At 41.8% G+C, this 21,912-nt stretch carries 26 protein-coding genes; 17 read left to right on the top strand and 9 right to left on the bottom strand.

Annotated features, from left to right (window positions below):
* Window positions 1-245: 245 nt before the first annotated feature.
* The 6 genes from ACT3ID_RS00005 to ACT3ID_RS00030 all read left to right on the top strand — a co-directional run bounded on the left by ACT3ID_RS00005 (window position 246) and on the right by ACT3ID_RS00030 (window position 4,012).
* Window positions 246-743: a DUF4188 domain-containing protein gene (locus ACT3ID_RS00005; RefSeq protein ID WP_491539922.1), complete on the top strand. Its 498-nt coding sequence runs from the start codon at window positions 246-248 to the stop codon at window positions 741-743.
* 149 nt (window positions 744-892) lie between these two features.
* A complete protein-coding gene (locus ACT3ID_RS00010) occupies window positions 893-1,687 on the top strand; it encodes a hypothetical protein (protein WP_491539923.1) in 795 nt (264 codons plus the stop codon).
* A 151-nt stretch (window positions 1,688-1,838) separates the two neighbouring features.
* Window positions 1,839-2,807, top strand: a complete 969-nt coding sequence (locus ACT3ID_RS00015; protein WP_491539924.1) for a hypothetical protein — start codon at window positions 1,839-1,841, stop codon at window positions 2,805-2,807.
* 150 nt (window positions 2,808-2,957) lie between these two features.
* Complete coding sequence (locus ACT3ID_RS00020; RefSeq protein ID WP_491539925.1) at window positions 2,958-3,218, top strand: hypothetical protein; 261 nt, start codon at window positions 2,958-2,960, stop codon at window positions 3,216-3,218.
* 20 nt (window positions 3,219-3,238) lie between these two features.
* The gene (locus ACT3ID_RS00025; RefSeq protein ID WP_491539926.1) at window positions 3,239-3,631 is read left to right on the top strand and encodes an ankyrin repeat domain-containing protein; all 393 of its coding nucleotides are present in this window, start codon (window positions 3,239-3,241) and stop codon (window positions 3,629-3,631) included.
* A 39-nt stretch (window positions 3,632-3,670) separates the two neighbouring features.
* Window positions 3,671-4,012 carry a hypothetical protein gene (locus tag ACT3ID_RS00030; protein ID WP_491539927.1) on the top strand — a complete coding sequence of 114 codons (342 nt, stop codon included), beginning with the start codon at window positions 3,671-3,673 and terminating at the stop codon, window positions 4,010-4,012.
* A gap of 404 nt (window positions 4,013-4,416) precedes the next feature.
* On the opposite strand, the gene ACT3ID_RS00035 is transcribed toward ACT3ID_RS00030, so the two are convergent.
* Together ACT3ID_RS00035 and ACT3ID_RS00040 are read right to left on the bottom strand one after the other, a co-directional pair.
* The gene (locus ACT3ID_RS00035; protein ID WP_491539928.1) at window positions 4,417-4,863 is read right to left on the bottom strand and encodes a transposase; all 447 of its coding nucleotides are present in this window, start codon (window positions 4,861-4,863) and stop codon (window positions 4,417-4,419) included.
* A 225-nt stretch (window positions 4,864-5,088) separates the two neighbouring features.
* Window positions 5,089-5,484 carry an IS110 family transposase gene (locus tag ACT3ID_RS00040; RefSeq protein ID WP_491539929.1) on the bottom strand — a complete coding sequence of 132 codons (396 nt, stop codon included), beginning with the start codon at window positions 5,482-5,484 and terminating at the stop codon, window positions 5,089-5,091.
* Between the two features lie 320 nt (window positions 5,485-5,804).
* Here ACT3ID_RS00040 and ACT3ID_RS00045 point away from each other — a divergent pair, with 320 nt between their 5' ends.
* From ACT3ID_RS00045 to ACT3ID_RS00065, 5 genes are all read left to right on the top strand, one after another.
* Window positions 5,805-7,031 (top strand): alpha/beta hydrolase family protein, encoded by a 1,227-nt coding sequence (locus ACT3ID_RS00045; RefSeq protein WP_491539930.1) that lies wholly within the window; start codon window positions 5,805-5,807, stop codon window positions 7,029-7,031.
* A gap of 49 nt (window positions 7,032-7,080) precedes the next feature.
* Entirely contained in the window at window positions 7,081-8,190 is a 1,110-nt protein-coding gene (locus ACT3ID_RS00050; protein ID WP_491539931.1) for an alpha/beta fold hydrolase, read from the top strand.
* Between the two features lie 192 nt (window positions 8,191-8,382).
* Window positions 8,383-9,468: a calcium/sodium antiporter gene (locus tag ACT3ID_RS00055; protein WP_491539932.1), complete on the top strand. Its 1,086-nt coding sequence runs from the start codon at window positions 8,383-8,385 to the stop codon at window positions 9,466-9,468.
* Between the two features lie 448 nt (window positions 9,469-9,916).
* Complete coding sequence (locus ACT3ID_RS00060; protein ID WP_491539933.1) at window positions 9,917-10,348, top strand: SAM-dependent methyltransferase; 432 nt, start codon at window positions 9,917-9,919, stop codon at window positions 10,346-10,348.
* A 189-nt stretch (window positions 10,349-10,537) separates the two neighbouring features.
* The gene (locus ACT3ID_RS00065; RefSeq protein ID WP_491539934.1) at window positions 10,538-11,134 is read left to right on the top strand and encodes a choice-of-anchor V domain-containing protein; all 597 of its coding nucleotides are present in this window, start codon (window positions 10,538-10,540) and stop codon (window positions 11,132-11,134) included.
* A gap of 50 nt (window positions 11,135-11,184) precedes the next feature.
* On the opposite strand, the gene ACT3ID_RS00070 is transcribed toward ACT3ID_RS00065, so the two are convergent.
* The 6 genes from ACT3ID_RS00070 to ACT3ID_RS00095 all read right to left on the bottom strand — a co-directional run bounded on the left by ACT3ID_RS00070 (window position 11,185) and on the right by ACT3ID_RS00095 (window position 17,086).
* Complete coding sequence (locus ACT3ID_RS00070) at window positions 11,185-11,652, bottom strand: HPP family protein (RefSeq protein ID WP_491539935.1); 468 nt, start codon at window positions 11,650-11,652, stop codon at window positions 11,185-11,187.
* The gene (locus ACT3ID_RS00075; protein WP_491539936.1) at window positions 11,649-12,836 is read right to left on the bottom strand and encodes a DUF3095 domain-containing protein; all 1,188 of its coding nucleotides are present in this window, start codon (window positions 12,834-12,836) and stop codon (window positions 11,649-11,651) included. Before ACT3ID_RS00075 ends, ACT3ID_RS00070 begins: the two co-directional genes overlap by 4 nt.
* A gap of 68 nt (window positions 12,837-12,904) precedes the next feature.
* Window positions 12,905-14,260, bottom strand: a complete 1,356-nt coding sequence (locus ACT3ID_RS00080; RefSeq protein WP_491539937.1) for a GntP family permease — start codon at window positions 14,258-14,260, stop codon at window positions 12,905-12,907.
* A gap of 34 nt (window positions 14,261-14,294) precedes the next feature.
* Window positions 14,295-15,728: a decarboxylating NADP(+)-dependent phosphogluconate dehydrogenase gene (gene gnd, locus ACT3ID_RS00085; RefSeq protein ID WP_491539938.1), complete on the bottom strand. Its 1,434-nt coding sequence runs from the start codon at window positions 15,726-15,728 to the stop codon at window positions 14,295-14,297.
* Between the two features lie 75 nt (window positions 15,729-15,803).
* The gene (locus tag ACT3ID_RS00090; RefSeq protein WP_491539939.1) at window positions 15,804-16,292 is read right to left on the bottom strand and encodes a gluconokinase; all 489 of its coding nucleotides are present in this window, start codon (window positions 16,290-16,292) and stop codon (window positions 15,804-15,806) included.
* Window positions 16,293-16,297: 5 nt separating this feature from the next.
* A complete protein-coding gene (locus ACT3ID_RS00095; protein ID WP_491539940.1) occupies window positions 16,298-17,086 on the bottom strand; it encodes a hypothetical protein in 789 nt (262 codons plus the stop codon).
* Between the two features lie 186 nt (window positions 17,087-17,272).
* Here ACT3ID_RS00095 and ACT3ID_RS00100 point away from each other — a divergent pair, with 186 nt between their 5' ends.
* The 6 genes from ACT3ID_RS00100 to ACT3ID_RS00125 all read left to right on the top strand — a co-directional run bounded on the left by ACT3ID_RS00100 (window position 17,273) and on the right by ACT3ID_RS00125 (window position 20,974).
* Entirely contained in the window at window positions 17,273-17,671 is a 399-nt protein-coding gene (locus ACT3ID_RS00100; protein ID WP_491539941.1) for a hypothetical protein, read from the top strand.
* A gap of 257 nt (window positions 17,672-17,928) precedes the next feature.
* Window positions 17,929-19,152, top strand: a complete 1,224-nt coding sequence (locus ACT3ID_RS00105; RefSeq protein WP_491539942.1) for an MFS transporter — start codon at window positions 17,929-17,931, stop codon at window positions 19,150-19,152.
* 16 nt (window positions 19,153-19,168) lie between these two features.
* Window positions 19,169-19,378, top strand: a complete 210-nt coding sequence (locus tag ACT3ID_RS00110; RefSeq protein WP_491540569.1) for a hypothetical protein — start codon at window positions 19,169-19,171, stop codon at window positions 19,376-19,378.
* Window positions 19,311-19,484 carry a TraR/DksA family transcriptional regulator gene (locus tag ACT3ID_RS00115; protein ID WP_491540558.1) on the top strand — a complete coding sequence of 58 codons (174 nt, stop codon included), beginning with the start codon at window positions 19,311-19,313 and terminating at the stop codon, window positions 19,482-19,484. Before ACT3ID_RS00110 ends, ACT3ID_RS00115 begins: the two co-directional genes overlap by 68 nt.
* Window positions 19,485-19,776: 292 nt before the next feature.
* Window positions 19,777-20,190: a DoxX family protein gene (locus ACT3ID_RS00120; protein WP_491539943.1), complete on the top strand. Its 414-nt coding sequence runs from the start codon at window positions 19,777-19,779 to the stop codon at window positions 20,188-20,190.
* Window positions 20,191-20,278: 88 nt separating this feature from the next.
* On the top strand, window positions 20,279-20,974 hold the full coding sequence (locus ACT3ID_RS00125; RefSeq protein WP_491539944.1) for a COG3650 family protein: 696 nt from the start codon (window positions 20,279-20,281) through the stop codon (window positions 20,972-20,974).
* Window positions 20,975-20,993: 19 nt separating this feature from the next.
* On the opposite strand, the gene ACT3ID_RS00130 is transcribed toward ACT3ID_RS00125, so the two are convergent.
* Window positions 20,994-21,773 (bottom strand): hypothetical protein, encoded by a 780-nt coding sequence (locus ACT3ID_RS00130; RefSeq protein WP_491539945.1) that lies wholly within the window; start codon window positions 21,771-21,773, stop codon window positions 20,994-20,996.
* Between the last annotated feature and the right edge of the window lie 139 nt (window positions 21,774-21,912).

Below are 21,912 nucleotides of genomic sequence, written 5' to 3' on the forward strand. Positions count from 1 at the left end.
TGATGGTTGAAGATCTCTAATCTAAGTGAGGACCTCCTTTTTGGAAAGATCCCGCGCATTAAGGGACGCACCTCGCCCTCTCCTGCCGACCTCTGGCTTTTTAGCATATCGTTCATTATTTATCAACTCAATATTTATTCGTGCGCACCTTATGCGCAATATCGTTAGCCTGCATGTTAAACGCATTCTGAATTACTGAGTTATTTTTTAAATATTGGTAAAAAGTTCAGTAAAACTGTAGAGTTATGCAGCAGATAAGAAAAGAACGATTAACTGCTGAGGTTTCAGACGGTTTTGTGGTCTTTCTCATTGGCATGCGGATCAATGCCTTTTGGAAACTTCATAAATGGATACCCGTTTTTATGGCCATGCCGAGAATGTTGAAAGAACTTTCCGAAGATAACAGCTCGGGATTACTATGCTTCCGCAATCGATGGGCCGGTCGTAATTTTGAAGTCATTCAGTACTGGGAATCTTTCGAAAAACTACGGGATTATGCCCATAATAAAAACGCTGAACACTTACCGGCATGGGCTGATTTTAACAAAAAAGTTGCAGATGATGGCTCGGTCGGGATCTGGCATGAAACGTACTTGGTCCAAAAAGATCAGTTTGAAACCGTTTACCGGAATATGCCTTTGCATGGCCTTGGTAGGGCAATGGGGGTAGTACCCGCAAAAGGGCGTAGAGAAACAGCGAAAGGGCGATTAGGAGCTGAAACAAAAGAAGAAGATGCAGGCTAACCCGCGCATTAACGCGGACACACCTCGCCAATTCTTTGCCGCTCTTGGTTCTAAAGTTCATCTTTCGTTAGTTGCCAATTCAATATTAATCCGTGTGCCGGTTATGCGCAATGTCGTTAGGTTGCTAATAAATAAAATCATTCAAATTCATGGAACTTGGTACAGGATTAGCAGTTTTGGGATCAGCTAAATTAATTGAAAAAATTTTAGGACCTACAGCTGAATATATTGGAGAGGGACTAAAAGAATTCACCGAGAAGAGAGTAAGCAATACAAAAAGAATCTTTAGAATTGCTCGCGAGCAGCTTGGAGAAAGAATTGAAGAAGAAGGCCAAGTTCCACCTAGGGTTCTTAAGGGAGTATTAGAAGAAGGTTCCTTTGTAGAAGATGAATTATCAGCTCAATATTTTGGCGGTGTATTGGCTGCTTCCAGATCTAAATACAAAAATGATGATCGTGGCACTTCATTCATTTCATTAATTACAAAGTTAAGCAGTTACCAATTACATCTTCATTTTATTCTATATAGCTTACTAAAAAAACAGTTTCGTAATAAGCGTCTAAATATTGCCTCCAGCAAACATAGACGTAAACTAAGAATGTATATTGATCTTTTTTCTTTGGAAAATTCTCTTAGAATATCTGCAGACCAACAATTTAATACTGTACTCCAACATTCTGCTTTCGGTCTAAATAGAGAGACATTAATAGAAAGTTTTGCATTTGGAACACCAGAAAACTTGTTGGATTATTATCCCGAACCTGAAAATACTGAATTAGATAGCACGAGTTTTGTATTTACACCATCCGCTTTTGGTGTTGAATTATTTCTTTGGGTTCATGGTGAAGCTAACACACCTTTGGATTGGTTTTTATCAAGTAACATTGATTTACAGTCAGTTGAAAATATTGAATTACCACAAAAGTACGGTGAGTATAATTAGCAACCTAACACGCGCATTAAGGGGACACACCTCGCCAATTCTTTGCCACCCTTGGTTTTAAAACTCATCTTTCGTTAGTTGCTATTCAACAGTAATGCGTGTGCACCTTATGCGCAGGGCCGTTAGAGTGCTAGCAAATTAATTCAGGTTTATGCCCCAAAATTTAGCTTCAATTAAAAAAGAAATATCAAATAAATTCGCTAGTTCTGCCATTAACTATTTCTATAATGGTCAAAAAGGATATTTCAATATGGAAAAATATCCTAGCAATTTGTTTCAAGCAGCAGTAGGTAATTTTGCAATTTCAGTTGAGCTTATTTTAAAAGCTTATATAGCAAAAAATGCTTTTCCTTTTCTTTATCAAAATCTTCCTTTGAAATTAGAATTATATTTAAAAAATCCAGATAGTTTTGATGATGATAAAATACTACAATCACACCTAGCTGATCTAAGGTCTTTTTCACAATTAAAAAGCATAGATATTAATAAAGCAATAAGTTTGTTTTTTTACTTAAAACCTAACTTGAAAGATGAGCTTAACCCATATCTTAGATCAATCAAAAATGTTCGAAATCCCAGCGTTCACTCTATTCTTCCCTCATTTCAAAAGTATGAATTAGAAAGGATGGCCTTTGCCTCTACCATGGTATTCAAAAAATTGCATGACCCAATTGAGTTTTTTGCTTTAGTAGGTTTTTGGGACAAGAAAAAAGATAAAATAATTGAAAACTATGAGCATAAGGTAATCAAAGTTGTAAAAGAAAAGGTAGAAAAAGCTAAACAAGCCTCACGTTCTATAGATAAATCTGACATTGAAGAACCAAGGCCAACATTAGAAAGGTATGTAATAGATTGCAGGATCTGTAGCAACCCAGCCTCTTTATTTGGTCGTACAGAAATGGACGAGAAAGATTTTCCAGATCAACCTGACATTGAAAGGAACATGTGGTTTTATGCTCATGAATATAAATGTGACTACTGTGGACTCCATCTTGAGAGCTATGATGAAGTTTCGAAAGCAGGTTTCCCAGTAGTTGAAATTCGAAATGACAAAAACTTTGTATTGCCTTTTTATAAATATGTCCATCAAAATTATGAACAACATGAAGAGCAATTCTAGCACTCTAACCCGCGCCTTAAGCGGACACGCCTCGCCAAGCCTTGCCACTTTCTGGCTTTTTAACTTTTCGTACGTTATTTAACAAATCAACATTCATTCGCGTGCAGCTTATGCGCAATGTCGTTAGGTGGCTCAATACAATCTGAAAATATGGACTTAGAATCATTCAAATTTTCAAAAAAAATTGATGCCCATTTAGAAAAACTGGGGCTTTTAGGCAAAGTGATAACATTTGGTATAGCTATTTTTGTCATCTTTTCACCATTTTTTATCTCTTATTGGATTCTTAATGCGGTTTTTACCACTTCGACAATTAGTGAAGGTATTCAAATACTTTTATTTATGGTTCTTGGGTTTTTAATCCAAGGTGTGATGTATTGGGTTTTTGTTGCAACACCTACTTCTGAATAAATTCATAAACTTATCCTGTAATGAGTGATCAAGAAAGACTTGAAAAATTTTGGAATAAATTTAAGAATGCTTCTAGAGAAGAAAAGAAAGAAATGCTTCGAGAAGTTGAAAAGTTTGTTAATAAAAAAGAACGCATAAAAAGTATAGCTAATTCGCTACTTATGGCTTCAAAAGAAGGCAATACTGAAGCCGTTGAAAATATCTTAGAAAGTGGGTTTGACCCAAATAACCAAGGGAAACTCGGGAACACCCCTTTACATATGGCTGCATTAGGTGGTCATTTAAAAATTGTAAAATTGCTCCTTAAAAATAATGCAGACCCAAGCATAGAAAATGATCGCGGTACTACAGCACTTGAAGCTGCTGAATTATCAAACAATGAACAAGTTATTTCTTTTTTGCGAAAGCAATAAGTAACCTAATCCTACTCATTAAAGTCAACAGGCCAATTTATGCCTAACGGAGGAAGTCATCATTGCGCAAATTGCAAACATTTTGACGATGGTCTATGTACCTTGCGTCAAACTGAAATTAAAATACCATATTGGACAACCTGTAAAAACTGGAATAGCAACTCAACGGAACCTAATGGACCTATTTCTGCCATAGTTTGCGAAGTAAAAAATGGTGCAGGTAGCTATATTAGTATACCATATTTTAAAGGTAATCGTGTAGACACTTACCAAGAAAGTGGAAAGGATACCATAATAAAATTTAAAGATGGAAATGGGAATACCATTGAATTGTCTGATGTCGAGAGCTATCTAAAATATTACAGTGAAAATATAGAATGATCCTGATATTTCACTTAAAGTAAACTTCATAGAAGCCACCTAACCCCTTTAAAAAGGAAAATGTCAAGCAGACAGTCCTCACCCAGTCTTCTTTTCACTTCAATTTATAAATCCTATTCAAACCTATCGCTGGCAACCGGTGTCGGTGATCAAGCTCGGATTACCTGTTCACCAAAGCTTTAGCGTCGGTGAACCTGCCGGCATCCAAACCTCCGACAGCTGTCGGAGCTTATCTTCCGCCAATGGGCAGAAGCTGTAGCTCAAAGTGAACCACTATCCCAGATCTATAACCGGCCAGCCCTTGTGGAATCACCCGATCCATCGGGTGGCCACACAGTGGCATTCCACAGGGCCCGCCAACCGATGTCCCAATCCCGCGCGCGGGCTTACCTTTGGTGTCCCGGTTAGGCAAACGGGCTTATCGGTTGTGGCCAGCAGGTTTGGGAAGCAGCCCTTACCGGCTGCCCCTTAAATCCTTTATATTCTTGGTTCTTGGTCAGCATATGCCAAACTCCCTTGGCCAGATCTTTGGCGACCACGGCTCGTGCTACGGGCCGACCGCTTCGACGTTTAATTTTTCGGTAGAATTTCTTGACCACCTTATAGTGTGTGTAGGCGGAAACAGCTGCCTGCCCGAATGCAGCTCGCAAGTACTTATTCCCATCTTTGCTGCCTGATTTATGGCGATGGGAACCCCCGCTATCCTTGGCCCCCGGTACCAGCCTACAGTAACTGACAAACTGCTTGGCACTGGGAAATCGGCGAATATCGCCAATCTCTGCCAGAATCGTCCAGGCGCCTACCTTTCCCCAGCCCGGGCACGGCCATAAGCCGTTCGGCAGCAACTTCAAAGGGTATTTGCTTTTCAATTTCTTCTTCCAACCGGTGAATATGGGTTTGCACCTGACTAATTTGTTCTAACAGCAACTGGGTCTGCAGATTCGCTGCCGGTGGCAACTGTGGGTGTAGCCACTGCCCAAGCTTTTCCAACTTTCGCCACTGAATTCCGCTGATCTGCACGTTGTACTTAATAGCCTGATTCCACAGCGTGGACTGTAGCCGGCCCCGCCACTGGATCATCCCGACAGCTGTCGGACGCGGGTCAGTTCCCGTAGTTCTCGGCGGTCGTGTCGTATTTGATAGGCCTCCGGAATAAGATCGGTCCGCAGCAGCTGGGCCAAGGTCTTCGCATCTACCTTGTCTGTCTTTACCTTCGCGTAGCTGATGGCCTTGACCATCTTCGAGTGGGCCAGCGTCAGCTCGACGCCGTTGGCCCGGCACCAGTCCGACAGCCAGTACCAGCTGCTGGTGCATTCGACAACTGCTTGGGCGGGTGTTTCTAAGTCACCGAAAAAATCCTGTAATGATCGGCTGGAAGTGGGCAGCTTCGCCTCCTTTACTACCTTACCGTTGCCGTTAATCGCTACATTTACCATATTATTAGCGTGAAGATCTATTCCTACATAGGTCATGAGGTCCTCCTTAGTTAGTTATGGTTGATTATCGCTAATCTAAGTGAGGACCTCCTTTTTGGAAAGATCCCGCGCATTAAGCGGACGCACCTCGCTCTCCTACGCTTCAAAACCAAAGCTTCGGTGAGCAGGCCCTTGCCGCTCTTGGTTTTAAAAATCTTCTTTCGTTAGCTGCTAATTCAACAACAATCCGTGCGCCGGTTAAGCGCAATGTCGTTATACCGCTTTGCTCTAATCTGCTGTAAACTATTTTCCCTACTGTCCGTACTAAATCATCAAAATGCTCTGATAGCAATTCCTACTAATCTTTATTTGCTGTTATGTCTTGGAAAAAAGTTGGTTCTTATTTGTTAACAATCATCGCCTCTGCAATATTTTTATTTGTTGGTTTTCTTGCTTATATCGCATTTGTTCCACCGAACAAGTATCAACCAGAAGACTATACAATTCCAGACCAATCTCAATACGAACTGGATAAAAAGGTGGGTTGGTATCGATTTGAGAATGGATCTGAATGGTTAGTTACTTGGCGACCTCGGGGCGGCTTATTAACGATTAACTTTGAAGATTTTGCCAATAATAACTTACTGCCGGAAACTGATAATAAATTCAATTGGTTCAGAGATGGAGATACTGTAGCGGTCACCTTTCAAGATTCAGCAGGAATTGTTGACAAATTTAACTGGACCGACAGTTCAGGTGTAAAACATACCGCTAAACGCATGAACCAGCCTTATTACCATCAAAAGGAACTGACCTACGCTAATGGCAATACAATCTTAAAAGGGACAGTTCTAATACCAAATTCTCAAGACATTAAATCTGGTGCCGTTGTCATTCACGGTTCGGGAACCAGCAGCCGAGATAATTTCTGGTACCTATATCAAGTTGATTATTTTGCAAAGAAAGGAGTTATGATTTTACTTCCTGATAAAAGAGGAAGCGGCGCTTCAGGAGGGGATTGGCATACCGCCAGGATGGAGGACTTCGCTGAGGATGCTATAGCTGGAGCAAATAAAATGCAAGATTTAAATATAACAGATTCGCTTAACTTAGGTTTTATCGGATTTAGTCAAGGTGGAGCTATTGCACCGCTTGCCGCTGAAAAATATAGGGACACTGATTTTGCAATAAACGTTGTGGGTAGTGTGGTTCCCTATAACGAGCAGCTAAAATTTGAAATATATAATGATGCTCGGGCAAGTGGAGTGCCACAATTTATCGCCCCACTAGTTACTGCGGCTTATTCCAAAAGAGCTAAGGCAAGGCGTCCTGTTTGGTGGGAAAAGAATGGGGATTATAGTCCTGCACCCTTTTTAAAAAAAATAGATATTCCTTCTTTAATAATTTATGGAGGTAAGGATACCAATGCTCCTGTAGAGGCAAGCTTACAAAGCTTAAGAGAAATACAAGAAACACCTGAAGGCAAAAATATAACCATCCAAGTTTATGAAAACTCTGGACATGCTATGGACGATCCTAAAACGGGCTGGATTCGGAAAGAATATCTCCAATTTGTTACTTCCTGGATAAAAAATGTAAAATAGCCAAATTCATAAATGAGAAAAGCGGCATGACCAGCGCTTCAGCTCGGACGTGCCTCTCTCTCCTACGCTTCAAAACCAAAGCTTCGGTGAGCAGGCCCTTGCCGCTCTTGGTTTTAAGTCTCTTCTTTCGTTAGTTGCTGATTCAACATTTTTCGTTCCCCGTATGCGCAATGTCGTTATACTGCCGGAAAAGTTCATTAAAAGAGAAATGCATATTATGAAGAAATTTATTTATGTAATTCTTTTTCTATTAGGTCCTTCTCTTGTTTACTCACAAAATCTAAATCCCAATTTAGACCAATGGTATTTGTGGACAGAAGATGACACGCGTCTTTTTGTAGCGGAAGGTGGCCAAGGTAATTCAGTAATTATTATTCATGGTGGATGGGGTGCTGAATATAGCTACTTAGTTCCCGCCTTAGAACCTTTATTTGATCAATTTTACTTTACTTTTTATGATCAGCGAGGTTCCCTTCGATCTCCCGCCCCCGACAGTACAATTTCTCTCCAACAATTTGTAAGTGACTTGGAACAATTACGCCAGGAATTAAACATCTCCAAAGTAACACTTTTGTCTCATTCCATGGGTTCATTTTTAGCCTATGCGTACCTTAAAGAACATCCTGACCATGTCAAAGGCTTAGCACTGCTAAGTCCAGTCCTTCCGACTGGAGTAAGCAGAGAAAAAAAGAAATCAGCAGATAAACAATTTGTAGAATTTGCAAAAGCGAATGAAAAGAAGGAGTTAAAAGAAGAGGGATTGTTGGATAAACAAAATCTCAGTGCAAAAGAACAAACAGCTAAATGGCGAATTGGCTATGCATCGGGTAATATCTATCATATTGACCGATGGGAGCAACTATTAGGAGGGCAAGCGTTTTATAATTCAGATATTGCCACACTCATTAACAAAAATACGACGGATGGATTAATGAGCAATTTCCTGGATACCTTGAAATCTCGTTCAGTACCTATGTATGTAATCATCGGGGATCATGATTTGGTTGATTTTGGACTTTCGACTTGGCCTGACGTTGTAGCTGATATTCCCCACATGAATCTTTTAAAACTGAAAAAGGCAGGTCACAATTCTTGGATCGATAAGCCTGGAAAGTTTGCCGACTTCGTAGAAAAAGCTTTGAAACAAATTTCTCAATAAACTGGCACTATAACCAGCGCATTAACGGGACGTAACTCCCTCTTGCTCCCGAAAGGTTTCTGGATATGGAGGGCAAGCGACGACTTCTGGCTTTTTAACTTTTCGTTCATTATTTATCAATTCAGAAATTTTTCGTGCACCTCTTATGTGCAATGTTTTTATATGGCATTCGTAATCAATTCCAAAATTTAAATGACGATTCTACTGTTTGTTGCTGGTTTAATCTCTCTCATTATCGGGGCAGAAATGTTGGTGCGCGGTGCATCGAGGATTGCATCCGGCCTGGGCATTTCTCCTCTTATTATTGGTTTAACAGTAGTTGCATTTGGCACGAGTGCACCGGAACTGGCTGTCAGTATCGGGGGAGCTGTGTCCGGACAGGCTGATATTGCACTGGGAAATGTTATTGGGAGTAATATTTTCAATATTCTCTTTATTTTAGGTTTGTCAGCTATAATAGTTCCCCTTACTGTTTCTCAACAGATCATTCGTTTTGATGTTCCCCTTATGATCGCCGTTTCTGTGGCAGTTTTGCTTTTCGGAATTGATCGACTCATTACCCGATTTGACGGGTTCTTACTCGTTGTTGGTTTAATACTCTATGTTCTTGTTTTAGTGGTTATAAGTCGTAGAGCATATTTTAGTAAAAAAGAGCCGAACCAAAAATTACAGACGGTCCAGCATTCCGAAGAATCAGTAAATTATATATTGGATATATTTCTTATAGTTATAGGATTAGCTCTGTTGGTGTTGGGATCGAGGTGGTTTGTAAACGGTGCCGTTAGTTTTGCCGGTTATCTTGGTGTCAGTGAATTGATCATTGGACTGACCATCGTGGCAGCAGGTACTTCAATGCCTGAAGTTGTAACATCAGTTATTGCTGCTATTCGGGGAGAAAGAGACATAGCTGTAGGAAATGTAGTGGGCAGTAATATTTTTAACATACTGGGTGTTCTTGGCATATCAAGTCTTTTGGCTCCTTCAGGTATTTCAGTATCGGAACCAATTATGGGATTTGATATTCCACTTATGGTTGCAGTGGCCATTGCCTGTCTTCCTATATTCTTTACAAGTGGAGCCATCAGCAGATGGGAGGGTTTTTTATTCCTGGGTTATTACATAGCATACACCTTATACCTGATATTTAATGCTACACAACATGACCTCTTGCCAATTTTCAATACTGTAATGCTGTACTTTGTTATCCCCATAACTGCGGTTACCATCATTGTTATAGTATTTCAAGAGTTTAAGAGTAAAAGGAAGAAAGCTTCCTGACAAGGCGCTTTAGCGGCTACCAGCTTAATCAAATACTTCATCATGAAAAAAATAAGCCTTCTAATTTTCGTCCTAGTAACATTACTTCATCAACTTTTCACAAAATTATTGTCTGCTGGATTAAATGCTACTGGTTCGATGAATATGGGCTATTGGTGAGCCAGCGCAATTATCGAAGCACAACATCAGTTAACACCGAGACTTAGTGCAGATATTAGTATGAACGGATTTCATGATCTGGCTCTCCACATGAAGGTTACAATACAGAAAAACACTAATGGGATTCCGAACAAAGTAACAGAATCGAACCGTGATGAATCGTCGGACCCCGATCTTGCCTTCCCTATCCGTTTTTTTTTTGGTGCCAAATAGTAAAACTATAATTAAATTCACAAGACCGAATGCCGGTTATTCCCACTGTCGTTATATCACTTAAAAAGATTCAAAAATGCCGAATAAGTTATCTCCCAGACTTAAATTAATTGTTGAGGCTCTTCCTTTGAAGCCAGGACTTCGCGTACTTGAAATAGGCTGTGGGCCCGGAGCAGCCGCACGTGAAGTTTCCAAGAAAATCGGGAGTGGTTATATACTCGGGATTGACCGTTCAGCTAAAGCAATTGCTCAGGCTAAAGCTGGATCAGAAACTGAGCTGGCAACAGGCTGTTTAGGATTTCGCCAAGTTGCAATTGAAGATTTTGAGCTGGAAAAAAATGAGGAACCATTTGATATTGCATTTGCTGTTCGGGTTGGGGCACTCGATGGTCGTTACCCTGAAGCCGGACGTTTGGCTATTGAACGTATTCGTAAAGCTCTTATCAAAGGTGGTCAACTTTTTATTGATGGTGGAGATCCGCTCAGAGAAATTTCTCTTGATTCATAACATCGACAGCAGTGTGGCATAAACCAGACTTGCCGATTGTTTGAGTATCAAAAGGAATTTCGTCTTTTATTTTACCTACTCCTTTATCAATTAAAATTGGTTCGATAGAAGATCTGCTGTTCTGACATTTGAATGATATATTTTTAAAATTAAATTTATCAATCGAGTCTTTTATATAAACAGTACTGCATGTTACGATTTATTGCACTGCCACTTCTTACATTGCTGCTGGCTTTTACAATATCCGCTTTTAACGGAAAAGCTGAACCGGAACCAGAAAGAACTGCTGATGAGATATCCTATCCCGAGCATTTAACCGGTACTTTTACGGGCGGATTCGGAGAGGAGACCTGTCGCAGCTGTCACTTCGATTATGATCTGAATCCCGATGGCGGAGCACTCACCATCTCCGGTATTCCTGAAAAAATATCTGCGAGAGAAGCAGTTGAAATTAAAATAGCAGTAGAGCGTGAAGAGCTTGGAGCCGCTGGATTTCAGCTGTCGGCCCGTTACAAAGATGGCAGCCAGGCGGGCCGTTTTGATATTGAAGGGAGTGATCGCATCATGTTTAGTAACACCGTCCCCGATTCGCTGCAATACGTGCAGCATGCCAGTGAGGGCACAAGGTCATCCCAAGAAAATACCAACAACTGGACTGTTAACTGGGAGGCGCCGAAATCAATAGAAGGGACTATCATTTTTAATGTTGCAGCCAATGCAGCAAACGGCGATCAGTCGGAATTCGGAGATTTTATTTATGCCGAAGAGCTGCAAGTGAATTTTTAGAGCTTGGTTACTCTCATTTAACTTTACCAGAATTCCGAACTCTGGTAAGGTTATATTTTTAGGTACAGCCGGTAACTTAGATACATAATGATAACAGCAATCATTATGATGCCGGCTTCTTGCCAGGTTGATAGAATACCGAGAGAGATGATGAGCGTGGTGGCACAAGCCGGCGGATGACTGGCTTCGAATATCAGCATTAACAGAACCGTGAGAAAGAGAGCAAATACTGCACCCAACACCAATACGAATGACGATTGAGAAAGTGGTTCTGTTATCATATTTAGATTTTGCGGGTTAACGATCAGGTGGTAGCTCAGCATTCCTGCCACTGTTCCACAAAGATGTCCGCCGATGATAGTTTTGGCCTCATATTTGGTCTGCGGGCGAAATGCCAGTACATAGGCCGTGGGCCCCAGACTGGGAAAAACCATCGGCTCTCCAGTAATCCAGGCAATAAAGGCTGGTACTGCAAGAAATAATCCCGATCGCAGTGCAATTATTACTTTTTTGCTCACTCTTCTTGTAGCTTTTTCATACGTTTTTTTAACTCTTTCGAGGCTGCAACGTAACCCCCGCCGTTACCATCCACAAAGTGTACATGGTCGCGATGATATTGAAATACCATGCACGTGATCATGGCTGCATTAGCGAGGTGTACCCCGTAAGCTAGTTTGCGTTGCTGGAATAGTTCCTCCAAAAAATCAACAAACTCATTCCGTTGGGATTTGCTGCCACTGATGACTACTCGCAGTAGGTCATCAAATTTGCGATGGTCAGAATTCATTGCCAGATCAGATTTATAGAGCTCCCAGTTGGTAGCAGAAGACTCGTAATTTAAGCCCATCAAAACTTTACCAACAATAGTTTGCAGCTGTACTTTGAGGATATAGCCGATTCGTTTTAGCCAACTCTGTCCGTGTGTTCGAAGCTTGGCTTCACCCATTAACTCTTTAAAAGAAAGATTCATCGATAAATTAGAGACATTAATTGGATTTGTTTTATCATCAAAACCAAAGGTGGAGCGCATTTTTTTGAGAACTTGTTCATAGATTTTTTCGGGATAATCCAGTTTTGGATGAGCCTGGATCATCATTGTTATAACTTCTTTCTGTGGTTGTTTTACTTCCTGCCATCGACATTCCAGTCCGTTGAAATTCACCGATTCAGTATCCGAGAGAAGTGGAATTTCAAATTCATTAACATCATTATTTTTCAAAATATCTTCAGCATAGTTAATGCCGCCGCCTGCGAATATGGCCTGTATATAAAAATCTGATGCACGATATCGAGCAACCTGGATATCGTAGCCGTGTTTTCGGATGTACGAGAGAGGTATGATGGCGGTGCGCAAATTCAGGTCATATTCCACTTGTCCAATTTTCTTGCTTGCACCAAGAACGCGTCGGGCTGATTCGAGAAGATCGGGTGGCAGACAGAATGTTGCCCCGTCTCCACCAAAGGTGTAGGGTATCTTATCTCGATTGGCCACATTCAAAATCCCCACGATGGGAGAAGCTCCAAGTATATTGACTTCTTTATAGCGATTATTATTGATGGCCTTGGTTGAGTTTACGATATCGGTAACAGCAACGTACCAATCTTTTGGCAAGGGCGTATAGTTTCCTTTGTTTGAGGCGTCAAAAAAATCCTCAATTACAGGGAGATTTTCATAAAAATTGGCACGTTTAGAATAAGTCATTATCTATAGACAAATGTTATGATGCTATGGTAAACATACGAAAAAGAAGATGTCTGGAAATATCAGGTTTAACTAATTATTAGGCTCAGGCCTGCAGCTCCGAGAAAACCGACCACTGAGATGATGGTTTCCATCACTGTCCAGGATTTTAGTGTTTCTTTTTCAGTCAGTCCCAAATACCTGTTAACCAGCCAAAAACCGCTGTCATTGACATGAGAAAGAATCGTTGCTCCCGAGGCAATAGTAAGTACAATCAAGGCAACCTGTGGTTCTGAAATAGAAAACTCTTCAATAACCGGTGCTACAATTCCTGCAGCGGTAATCATCGATACTGTTGCTGAGCCCTGGGTAACGCGGACAACCACAGCAATGGCGTAAGCAAGAATAATAACCGGCAATCCCAGATCAGACATCGTCTCGGCCAGCAGTGATCCCACGCCGCTGTCGATCAGTATTTGTTTAAAAACGCCGCCAGCTCCTGTAATCAGGATAATTATACCAGCCGGCTGCATGGCTTTCATACTTAGCTCCGATAACTGTTCCTGCGTTGTTCCCCGGCGCGATCCCAGCCAGTATAGAGCCATGACTGTCGCAATAGTTAATGCAACAAATGGATGGCCGAGGAAGGTAATTAAATTTGTGATCCATCCTTCTGAAACAACTTCTTGCTGAACCAATGCATCTGTCAATGTATTGCCGAGAATAAGAAATAAAGGGACAGCGATAATACCGGTAATGAGCCAGATAGGAGGTGGATCGGTAACTTCTGTTTCTTCATCCCATTCAATGTAATCGGGAACGGTAACATGAATTTTATCAGCGATATAAGAGCCAAAAATTGGTCCCGCAATGACGGCTGCCGGTACTCCAATAATAAAGCCAAATAAAATTACCCATCCGAGATCAGCTCCTAGAATGTCGGCAACGGCAATGGGTCCGGGTGTAGGGGGAATAAAGCTGTGAGTTACGGCTAAGCCAGTTAACAGTGGAATGCCATAGTATAGCAGAGATTTGCCGGTTCGCTGGGCCAGGGTATAAACCAGGGGCACCAAAATGATAAATCCCACATCAAAAAATACAGGTATAGCTACAACAAAACCGGTAATCATGAGCGCCCAGGATGAATTCTCTGTGCCAAACTTTTCGAGCAGGCTTCTGGCTAAAGCTTCGGCTCCGCCTGAATGTTCCAGGATCTGTCCGAAGATAGCGCCCAGCCCCACCACTGTTGCTACAAAGCCGAGTGTGCTGCCCATCCCTTCTTGAATACTGTCAATGATATTCATTACGGGCATTCCGGCGCTTATTCCCACAAACATGCTGGCTATGAGCAAAGCGATGAACGCATGCACTTTCATCCGTATGACCATAAAAAGGAGTAGAACAATACCGGCAAGCGTGGCGATAAGAAGGTGGAGATCTTCCATATATTACAGGTGTTAAATTAAAAGAGAAGCAATGCTAGGTGTCTTTTCTTTTTTTCCAATTGGTGTGGAAATATTCGCCCCGCGGCCGGTCAACTCGCTCGTACTTATGAGCCCCGAAGTAATCGCGTTGCGCCTGAATCAGATTAGCCGGTAGCCTTTCTGTTCGAAGGGCATCAAAATGAGATAATGCTGACGACATGCCGGGAAGCGGGATTCCGAAATCCACACCAAACTTGGTAGCAGAGCGCCAGCCCTCATGAACTTGGTGCAGAGTCTTTTTAGCCGCAGGAGCCAATAGCAAATGAGAGAGATCAGGATATTCTTGATAGGTATCGACAATAGGCTCAAGAAGAGCCGAGCGAATAATACAACCCTCACGCCAGACATTAGCAACATCAGCAAAGTTAATATCCCAGCCAAACTCACTGTTAGCAGCCTTGAGGAGCCAAAAGCCCTCTGCAAAAGCAACAAGTGTGCCTCCCAGCAGTGCCTGGCGGAGGTGTTCCGTAATTTTATCCGGCGCGTCAACGGAAGTATCGATATCAAAATTTTGCGATGCCAGTTCGCGTAAATCTTGAAAACTGGAGAGTGAACGGGCAAAAACAGCTTCGCTGATTAGCGGCGCGGGGATACCAAGTTCAAGGGCCGTAATAGCTGTCCATCGTCCCGTCCCCTTTTGTCCGGCTGTGTCGAGGATGGAGTCTAGAATAGCTTGTCGATTGTCATCTTTGGTGACTAAAATATCGGTGGTAATTCCCAGAAGGTAGCTTTTTAGCAGACCGGTATTCCAGCTATTAAAGATCCCCCTGATTTGAGAGTTGGACAAGTTTAAAGGACTCTTCATCAGGTGATAACACTCCGATATCAGCTGCATAATAGCATATTCAATCCCGTTGTGCACCATTTTAACAAAATGGCCCGCGCCTTCGGATCCCATCCAGTTGCAACAAACGGTGCCATCAGAAGTAGTGGCAGCAATAGATTGCAATATCGGTTTTAACTCATCCCATGCTTGCTCATTGCCGCCCGGCATCAGGGAAGGTCCATTTCGTGCCCCTTTTTCACCTCCCGATACTCCCATCCCAATATACTGTATATTTTTTTTATTGAGCATTTGTAGCCGGCGGTTGGTATCGGTATAGTGTGAGTTACCTCCATCGATGAGTATATCCCTGGCGTCCAGTAAGGGCAGCAGCTGATCGATAACGGCATCTACCGGATCTCCGGCCTTTACCATGAGAAGAATTTTCCTGGGTTTTTTCAGCGATTGGACAAAAGCATCTAAATCCTCATACCCTTGGATATCCGTGCCTTCAGCTATTCCGGAAAGAAAATTGCGTACTATATTTTCTTCTCCCCTCAGTGCAGGGTTAAAAACAGAGGATTGAAATTTGCGGTCATTTATATTTAGAGCCAGATTACGTCCCATCACTCCCAGCCCGTATATCCCGATATCTGATTTTCCCATTAAATGATTTGTTAACTAATTGATTAGTTTTGTGCAGTAATGCTTCAATAAGTGGAATAAAGCGGTGAATCTATATTAATCGTCTATTTGGTTGGTGATGTAATCTATGATTTCTTCCGGGGATTGATCAATAGAGACCGTAATGCAGTGATCAGGTTCTTCCAGGGTTTCTAACTGTGATTCAAGTAGTTCTTCAGGCATAAAGTGATCAGAGCGATTCTCCATACGTTTAGCAATAAGCGGAGCCGAACCTTTTAGATAAATAAATACAACGGAATCCTCTGAACAATGACTTTTAAGCAGCTCCCGATAGCTCTTCTTTAATGCAGAACAGGCCAATATGGCATCTCCCTGCTGATTCCATCCCTCAATTTTTTTAGCGAGGGTATTCAGCCAGGGCCTGCGATCCTCGTCTTGTAACGGTTTGCCGGACTTCATTTTAGCTACATTTTCAGGCGGATGAAAGTCATCCCCATCGAAAAAAGGAATACCTAACTTTGCCGACAGTTTTTGGCCAATCAGCGTTTTTCCAGCCCCAGAAACTCCCATTAAAATATAGACCATTGCTGTTATGAATTAGTCTTTTGATTCAGGTGGTTCCAGTTGTTTCGTTCGTCAAAAAACTGGGAGTGAATAACCTCCATAATGTGACAGGAGTTACGAATGCCACCGCAATATCCCGGCTCCTGGGCGATCGTTATTCCATCTGTTTTCGACAAAATGTGCTGAAAAGCAGGATTTTCGCGATTGATGATCTGCTTGATCTCTTCATCTGAATAGCGCCTGAAATCATCAGAATAATAGCGATTGCCCTTACCATGGATAAAATAGTCAAGATCGATATCAAAGAAGATGTTTTGATCATCCCGCTGCACGATTAAATCTTCGAATTGCTCATACTCCCGAAATTCGAAAATAGTGTGTGTTTTTCCATCCTTATCCTTAAAAGAATCTTGTTGCTGACGGCCGGTATTTTTGAGAAGAATGATATCTCCAATCAGATTTAGCCAAGCAGCGCATAGGATGTGTCCGTCGTTGGTTTGATCGAATCGAGCCCACACAAAATTGGAGACGTCCGAAAGGTTCGATTGATCAAGATCGCCCAGCTCTTCTTTTAAGTTATCACTGGGAGGTGCAAGGTCACGGTGCCAATCAATCGTGACTAACGTGGGAGCGGATTGTTGCAGTAATGTTTCCTCTTGCATCTTTTGATACCATTTCATCCAAAAAACAAATGCAAACCGATGTTCCATGATGATTGCTTTATCAATCGTTCGATCACTTCCGGCAGGATGAACAATAGGTTCGCAATGCGTGCCCGGCGGATTACATTTGTCCGGTTCTATATTATCGTACATAAAACAATGCGGGTTATGATTTAAGGCACCTAATAATTGCGATTATTAATTTATAACACAAAGCCAAACTTGTGCAACTCTTATGAAACACAAAATGGTTGCAGTCCGTAGGGTATTCCCGAGCTATACCAAATATTCTGAATCTCTGTAATCAGTCGAATCGTTTTCAAAAAGAAATTGAAAGTCATGATAGATAAACAGAAAACAAAGCTACTCATGGTTGGAAGTGCGTTATTTCTGGGTTTATCAGGACTGGGAATCTCCTTTTTTCCTCAGGAGATTTTGGCGCTGTTTGAAACCCCTGCCGAGGGAATTTCGGTAGTTCTGGTGAAAGTTCTAGGTAGTCTTTATTTAGGCTTTGCTTTTCTCAACTGGATGGCCAGGGGTAACATTATCGGAGCTATTTACAGTCGCCCGGTAGCTGTTGGCAATTTTATTCATTTTATGATGGGAGCTATTATCTTTCTAAAAGAGGTGGTGAGCACGTCTTATACAGGAATATTTTTATCGTTCGCATTTATCAATGTGGTGTTTGCCATTAGTTTTGGCTACCTACTCTTTTCCGGTGGAAAAAGCTGTGGATAGAAGTCAATAGTCATAATCAGATAACTACGTTTTCAGCGAACTGCGCAGCTACGGGGTAAAGTCTTCAACCAAAGAGCAATCAAGGGTCACCAGAGGATGGTGTATCTCGTATTTCTGCGATTACCCCTGCGAAACTTTGCGATTTGAATAAGTGCATCGGTTTAAAGTCACTTCATATTGAATGGTGGTTTAGGTTTGCAGGGAATCGTCGTATTTTCCAGAGCTAATTTGAATATCAACAATTATTTCCTTTTCTGTTGAACTATCTTGACTTTGCCCTGAGAGAGAAGCGCATCCTTTCTTTTGGATTATCCTTTACCTTTATGTCCAGCTTTGGGCAGACGTTCTTAATCTCTCTTTTTGTCCCATATTTTCTTGAAGATTTTTCGCTTACCAATACTAGTTTTGGCAGCATGTATTCCATTGCTACATTGGTAAGTGCAGGTGTTTTGCCGTACCTGGGCCAGTGGATCGATCACCTGCCACTCCGACAATACAGCCTTTTAGTAACAGCCGGTATGTTGGTAGCCTGTACAACGGTGGCCATATCGTGGCATGTTTCACTGCTGTTTATCGGCATTGTGTTGCTCCGGTTGTCGGGACAGGGGCTCAGCAGTCATACCGCCCAAACAGCCATGGCACGCTACTTTACACATGAACGTGGCAAGGCATTAAGCATCTCGAGCCTGGGATATCCAATCGGAGAAGGTGTTTTGCCCCTTGCCATTGCCGGACTGTTGGGAATGTTTAGCTGGCGCACTACGTGGGGATTGATCGTGCTTATTATTGCTCTTTTCTTTGTTCCTCTGGTCCGGTTGGTATTAAATAAGCGGGAGTATGAGTTGGCCAGGGATAAAGACTCAAAAGATGATCAACAGGGGAGCAGCTGGCCTGTATATCACATGTTATTGAGCGATCTCCGTTTTTGGCTACTGATACCGGCTGTGTTGCTTCCCGCATTTTGGGCGACCGCTCTATTTTTATATCAGGTTTCTATTGCGGAACAACTTACGTGGTCGGCAACACTGATTGCTTCTGCTTTTGTAGGATTTGCCGGCAGCCGCATTATAAGCTCGCTTTCCATCGGACCAGTAATTGATTATTTAAGTGCACGGAAGCTATTCCCGTTTTACCTGCTTCCTTTTGGAGCGGGATTAGTTTTTGCATATTATCATCCCGGGAACTGGGCGGCCTTTACATATATGATCCTTATTGGTGTAACAATGGGTATGGGCAGTAATGTCAAATCGGCTTTGTGGGCAGAGCTTTACGGCCGGGAGGTCATCGGCACAGTTCGTTCGCTGTTTTCTTCGCTGATGGTATTAAGTACGGCATTGAGTCCATTTTTAATGGGATGGGCAATTGATCAGAATATTTCGATGGAAGCGATTATTTTCATTGCTATTGTTACTGTGATTATAGCTACAGTGATGGCTTTTGTGGCATTTACTTTGAAGAAACCAGAGACTAATTATGACTGAGTAAGAATTGAAAGAGATGGAGCAGATCATATCCGATAAGATAGAGGAGACACAGCAGGAGATAGTTCATCTCAAAGAATTAACAAAGCCCGTTGAGCCCGAAAATGCCTACGGAAGACTTTCGCGGATGGATGCTATCAACAATAAAACGATTAATGATGCTGCATTGCGGGAGCAAAAAAGCCGGTTGCAAAAACTTGAACGAGCTAGCCCAGGCCAAGCTTGAAGAAGGCAAGTACGGCACTTGTATTAAATGTGGAGACGATATTCCTATGGGCAGGCTCAAGTTTATGCCCTGGACGGCACGTTGTGTCAAATGTGCCCGAAAATAGTAGAGCCTTTATTTGTGGTTAGTTCGGTGGTATAATTCTGGAATGAAAATCTTTATTATTACGTGCTTACAAGCGATGATATAAACATATCAGTATTCATCTTGTACCGTAGCTCTGTTGCGGTACTACATAATAACCCGCTCAGCGGGTTGGTTTGCTAGAGTTCACTTTCTGATAAAATCCCGGATCGTATTGAACCGCCAGCTACCGTAAAAAGATGCAAGCCCACTGGATTTATTCCTCTTGAAGCCTTTTACTAGTATCTAATCCTTAAATCAATAACGGGGTATATATGTTACAACGATTAAATTCTTCTACATTAAGTGAATTTGTTGATGCAAAAACTTCGGCGGCTATATTTAGAATCCTTGTTGCCTTTTTTATGCTGTACGGTCATGGATGGGGGAAGTTGATGAGTGTTTTCGGCGGCGATTTCGGATTTCTTGATCCCATAGGCATTGGACCGACAGCTTCATTAATCCTGGCCGCTTTTGCCGAAGGAATCTGCTCTCTCTTGATTATAGCTGGTTTTTGGACTCGTTTGGCTTCTTTATTTCTGATAATAAATATGTCCGTAGCTGTTTTCCTTGTTCATTTACCGGGGGGCGATTGGTTTGGTGATATGGAGCTTCCACTTCTATACTTGGTCTCCTTTATTGTGATCTTCTTGTTAGGTCCGGGTAAGTTTTCTGTAGATGATAGCTAATCGACTTGTAACGTACTATTTTAAAAGGGGAACTTTTGCTGAAGTTCCCCTTTTTATATCCATAACGTATGTTTAATCTTGTTTTCTTATGCTGTATCAAAAACAGCTGATTATTGGATTACTTTTTCTTTCTATTATATGTGGGTGTTCCCCGGAGCAAGAGAACTCCGAAGAAGCGCAGCGTGCACATCAAGAAGTAGAAATTCCCGATTTCTCATCCGTTAACACATCTGAGGTATTTGTGTATGAATGTGCCGATACGCTGCAATTTACAGCTCATGTAACCAATGACAGTACATGGCTATTTCTGCCCGATACCACACTTAAAGTAGATCCGGTGTCATCAGGATCAGGAGCAAAATTTCAGGGATCGAGATATATCTACTGGAGTAAAGGGGATGAGGCCCTTTTGCAGTATCCGCACGGAGGGCTTATGACTTGTATAACTGTTCCCCGGGAAAAATCATGGCAGTCGGCCCGTATCCGCGGGGTAGATTTTCGGGCAGTGGGGCAAGAACCAGGTTGGCACCTTGAAATTACAGAAGGGGAACAGATCAAATACGTCGGGAACTATGGAGAAGATACGGTGACGGTATCGGCAGTGGATCCCCAAAGAGAACAGCAACATACCTTTTACCGAGCCAAAACAGAAGATCACGAGCTGGCAGTGGAAATTATAGAAGAGCCATGTACCGATAGTATGAACGGCTCGGAACATCCATACACCGTTTCTGTTACGGTAGATGAAAAAACTTACAACGGATGCGGCAGAAATTTAGAGTAAATAGACTTTTCCGCTGTTTTTAGTTTGTATATGTTACCAGTTGCCACAGCTCAACTTTTACCAGGTCACGAGTGGCATAGATCGTGTTGAACAGCTCCGGAATATTACTGTTTGGGCCCATTGCCTGACGAATGACTTCATTGGTAAAGCCAAATTCGGTATGCTCCAGGTTATCAAAGTAATTTCCTGTGGCATAGTTGTACCCATATTTTGTGCCCGATGGTAAAATGAGCGAATAAACCTCCCATCCGGCCATCTTCTGCTGTTCTATCCTTTCTATGTGAATGGGTTTGGCAATCTCATCTTCTAGCATCAGGTAATCCATCTCTTTGCCGGGGGTAACATCCATATAATCCATCGTCATATATGGTTTTGTGTTCCCATTATCTTCTAATAGTGTGTCGTTTTCCACTTTCCATATTTCTGACTTTATCAGTGAGCTGATGTTATGAAAGTCATCGCTCGAGTTTGATGGGATAAAAGCAAGATTGGAAACTTCTGCGAATTGATCTTCAAATGAGCTCATCGATTCGGCGGTAGCAATGCTGATAAAATCATAATTGCTTTTTTTGCCCCCGGGATATTGCACTTTATACAAATGCCAGCTTTGTATATCCCCAGCCTCAACCAAATCACTGTAGTCAGATTTAAGATCACTTTCAACTCGGTCTAAAAACTGATCCAGGTGTTCAGCCTCAACTTTGATGTAATCAATTTTTTTGTAAGTATCTTGGCTTTGTCCAAACGATGCAGTACAGATAATAACACAAAGTAGAAACGTATAAGTTAGTTTTTCCATATCCACACCCCCCGTTTTTTCGAATTGGTTATAGTATTAAAGTAACATAATTTTACATAAAGATGCATCTTAGGAGGAATTAGTTGCAATGAGATCATAAAGAAACAACTCTTATTATGGGAAGTATAGGATATAGGAT

It is taken from the genome of Fodinibius sp. GM108 (genome assembly GCF_058386985.1).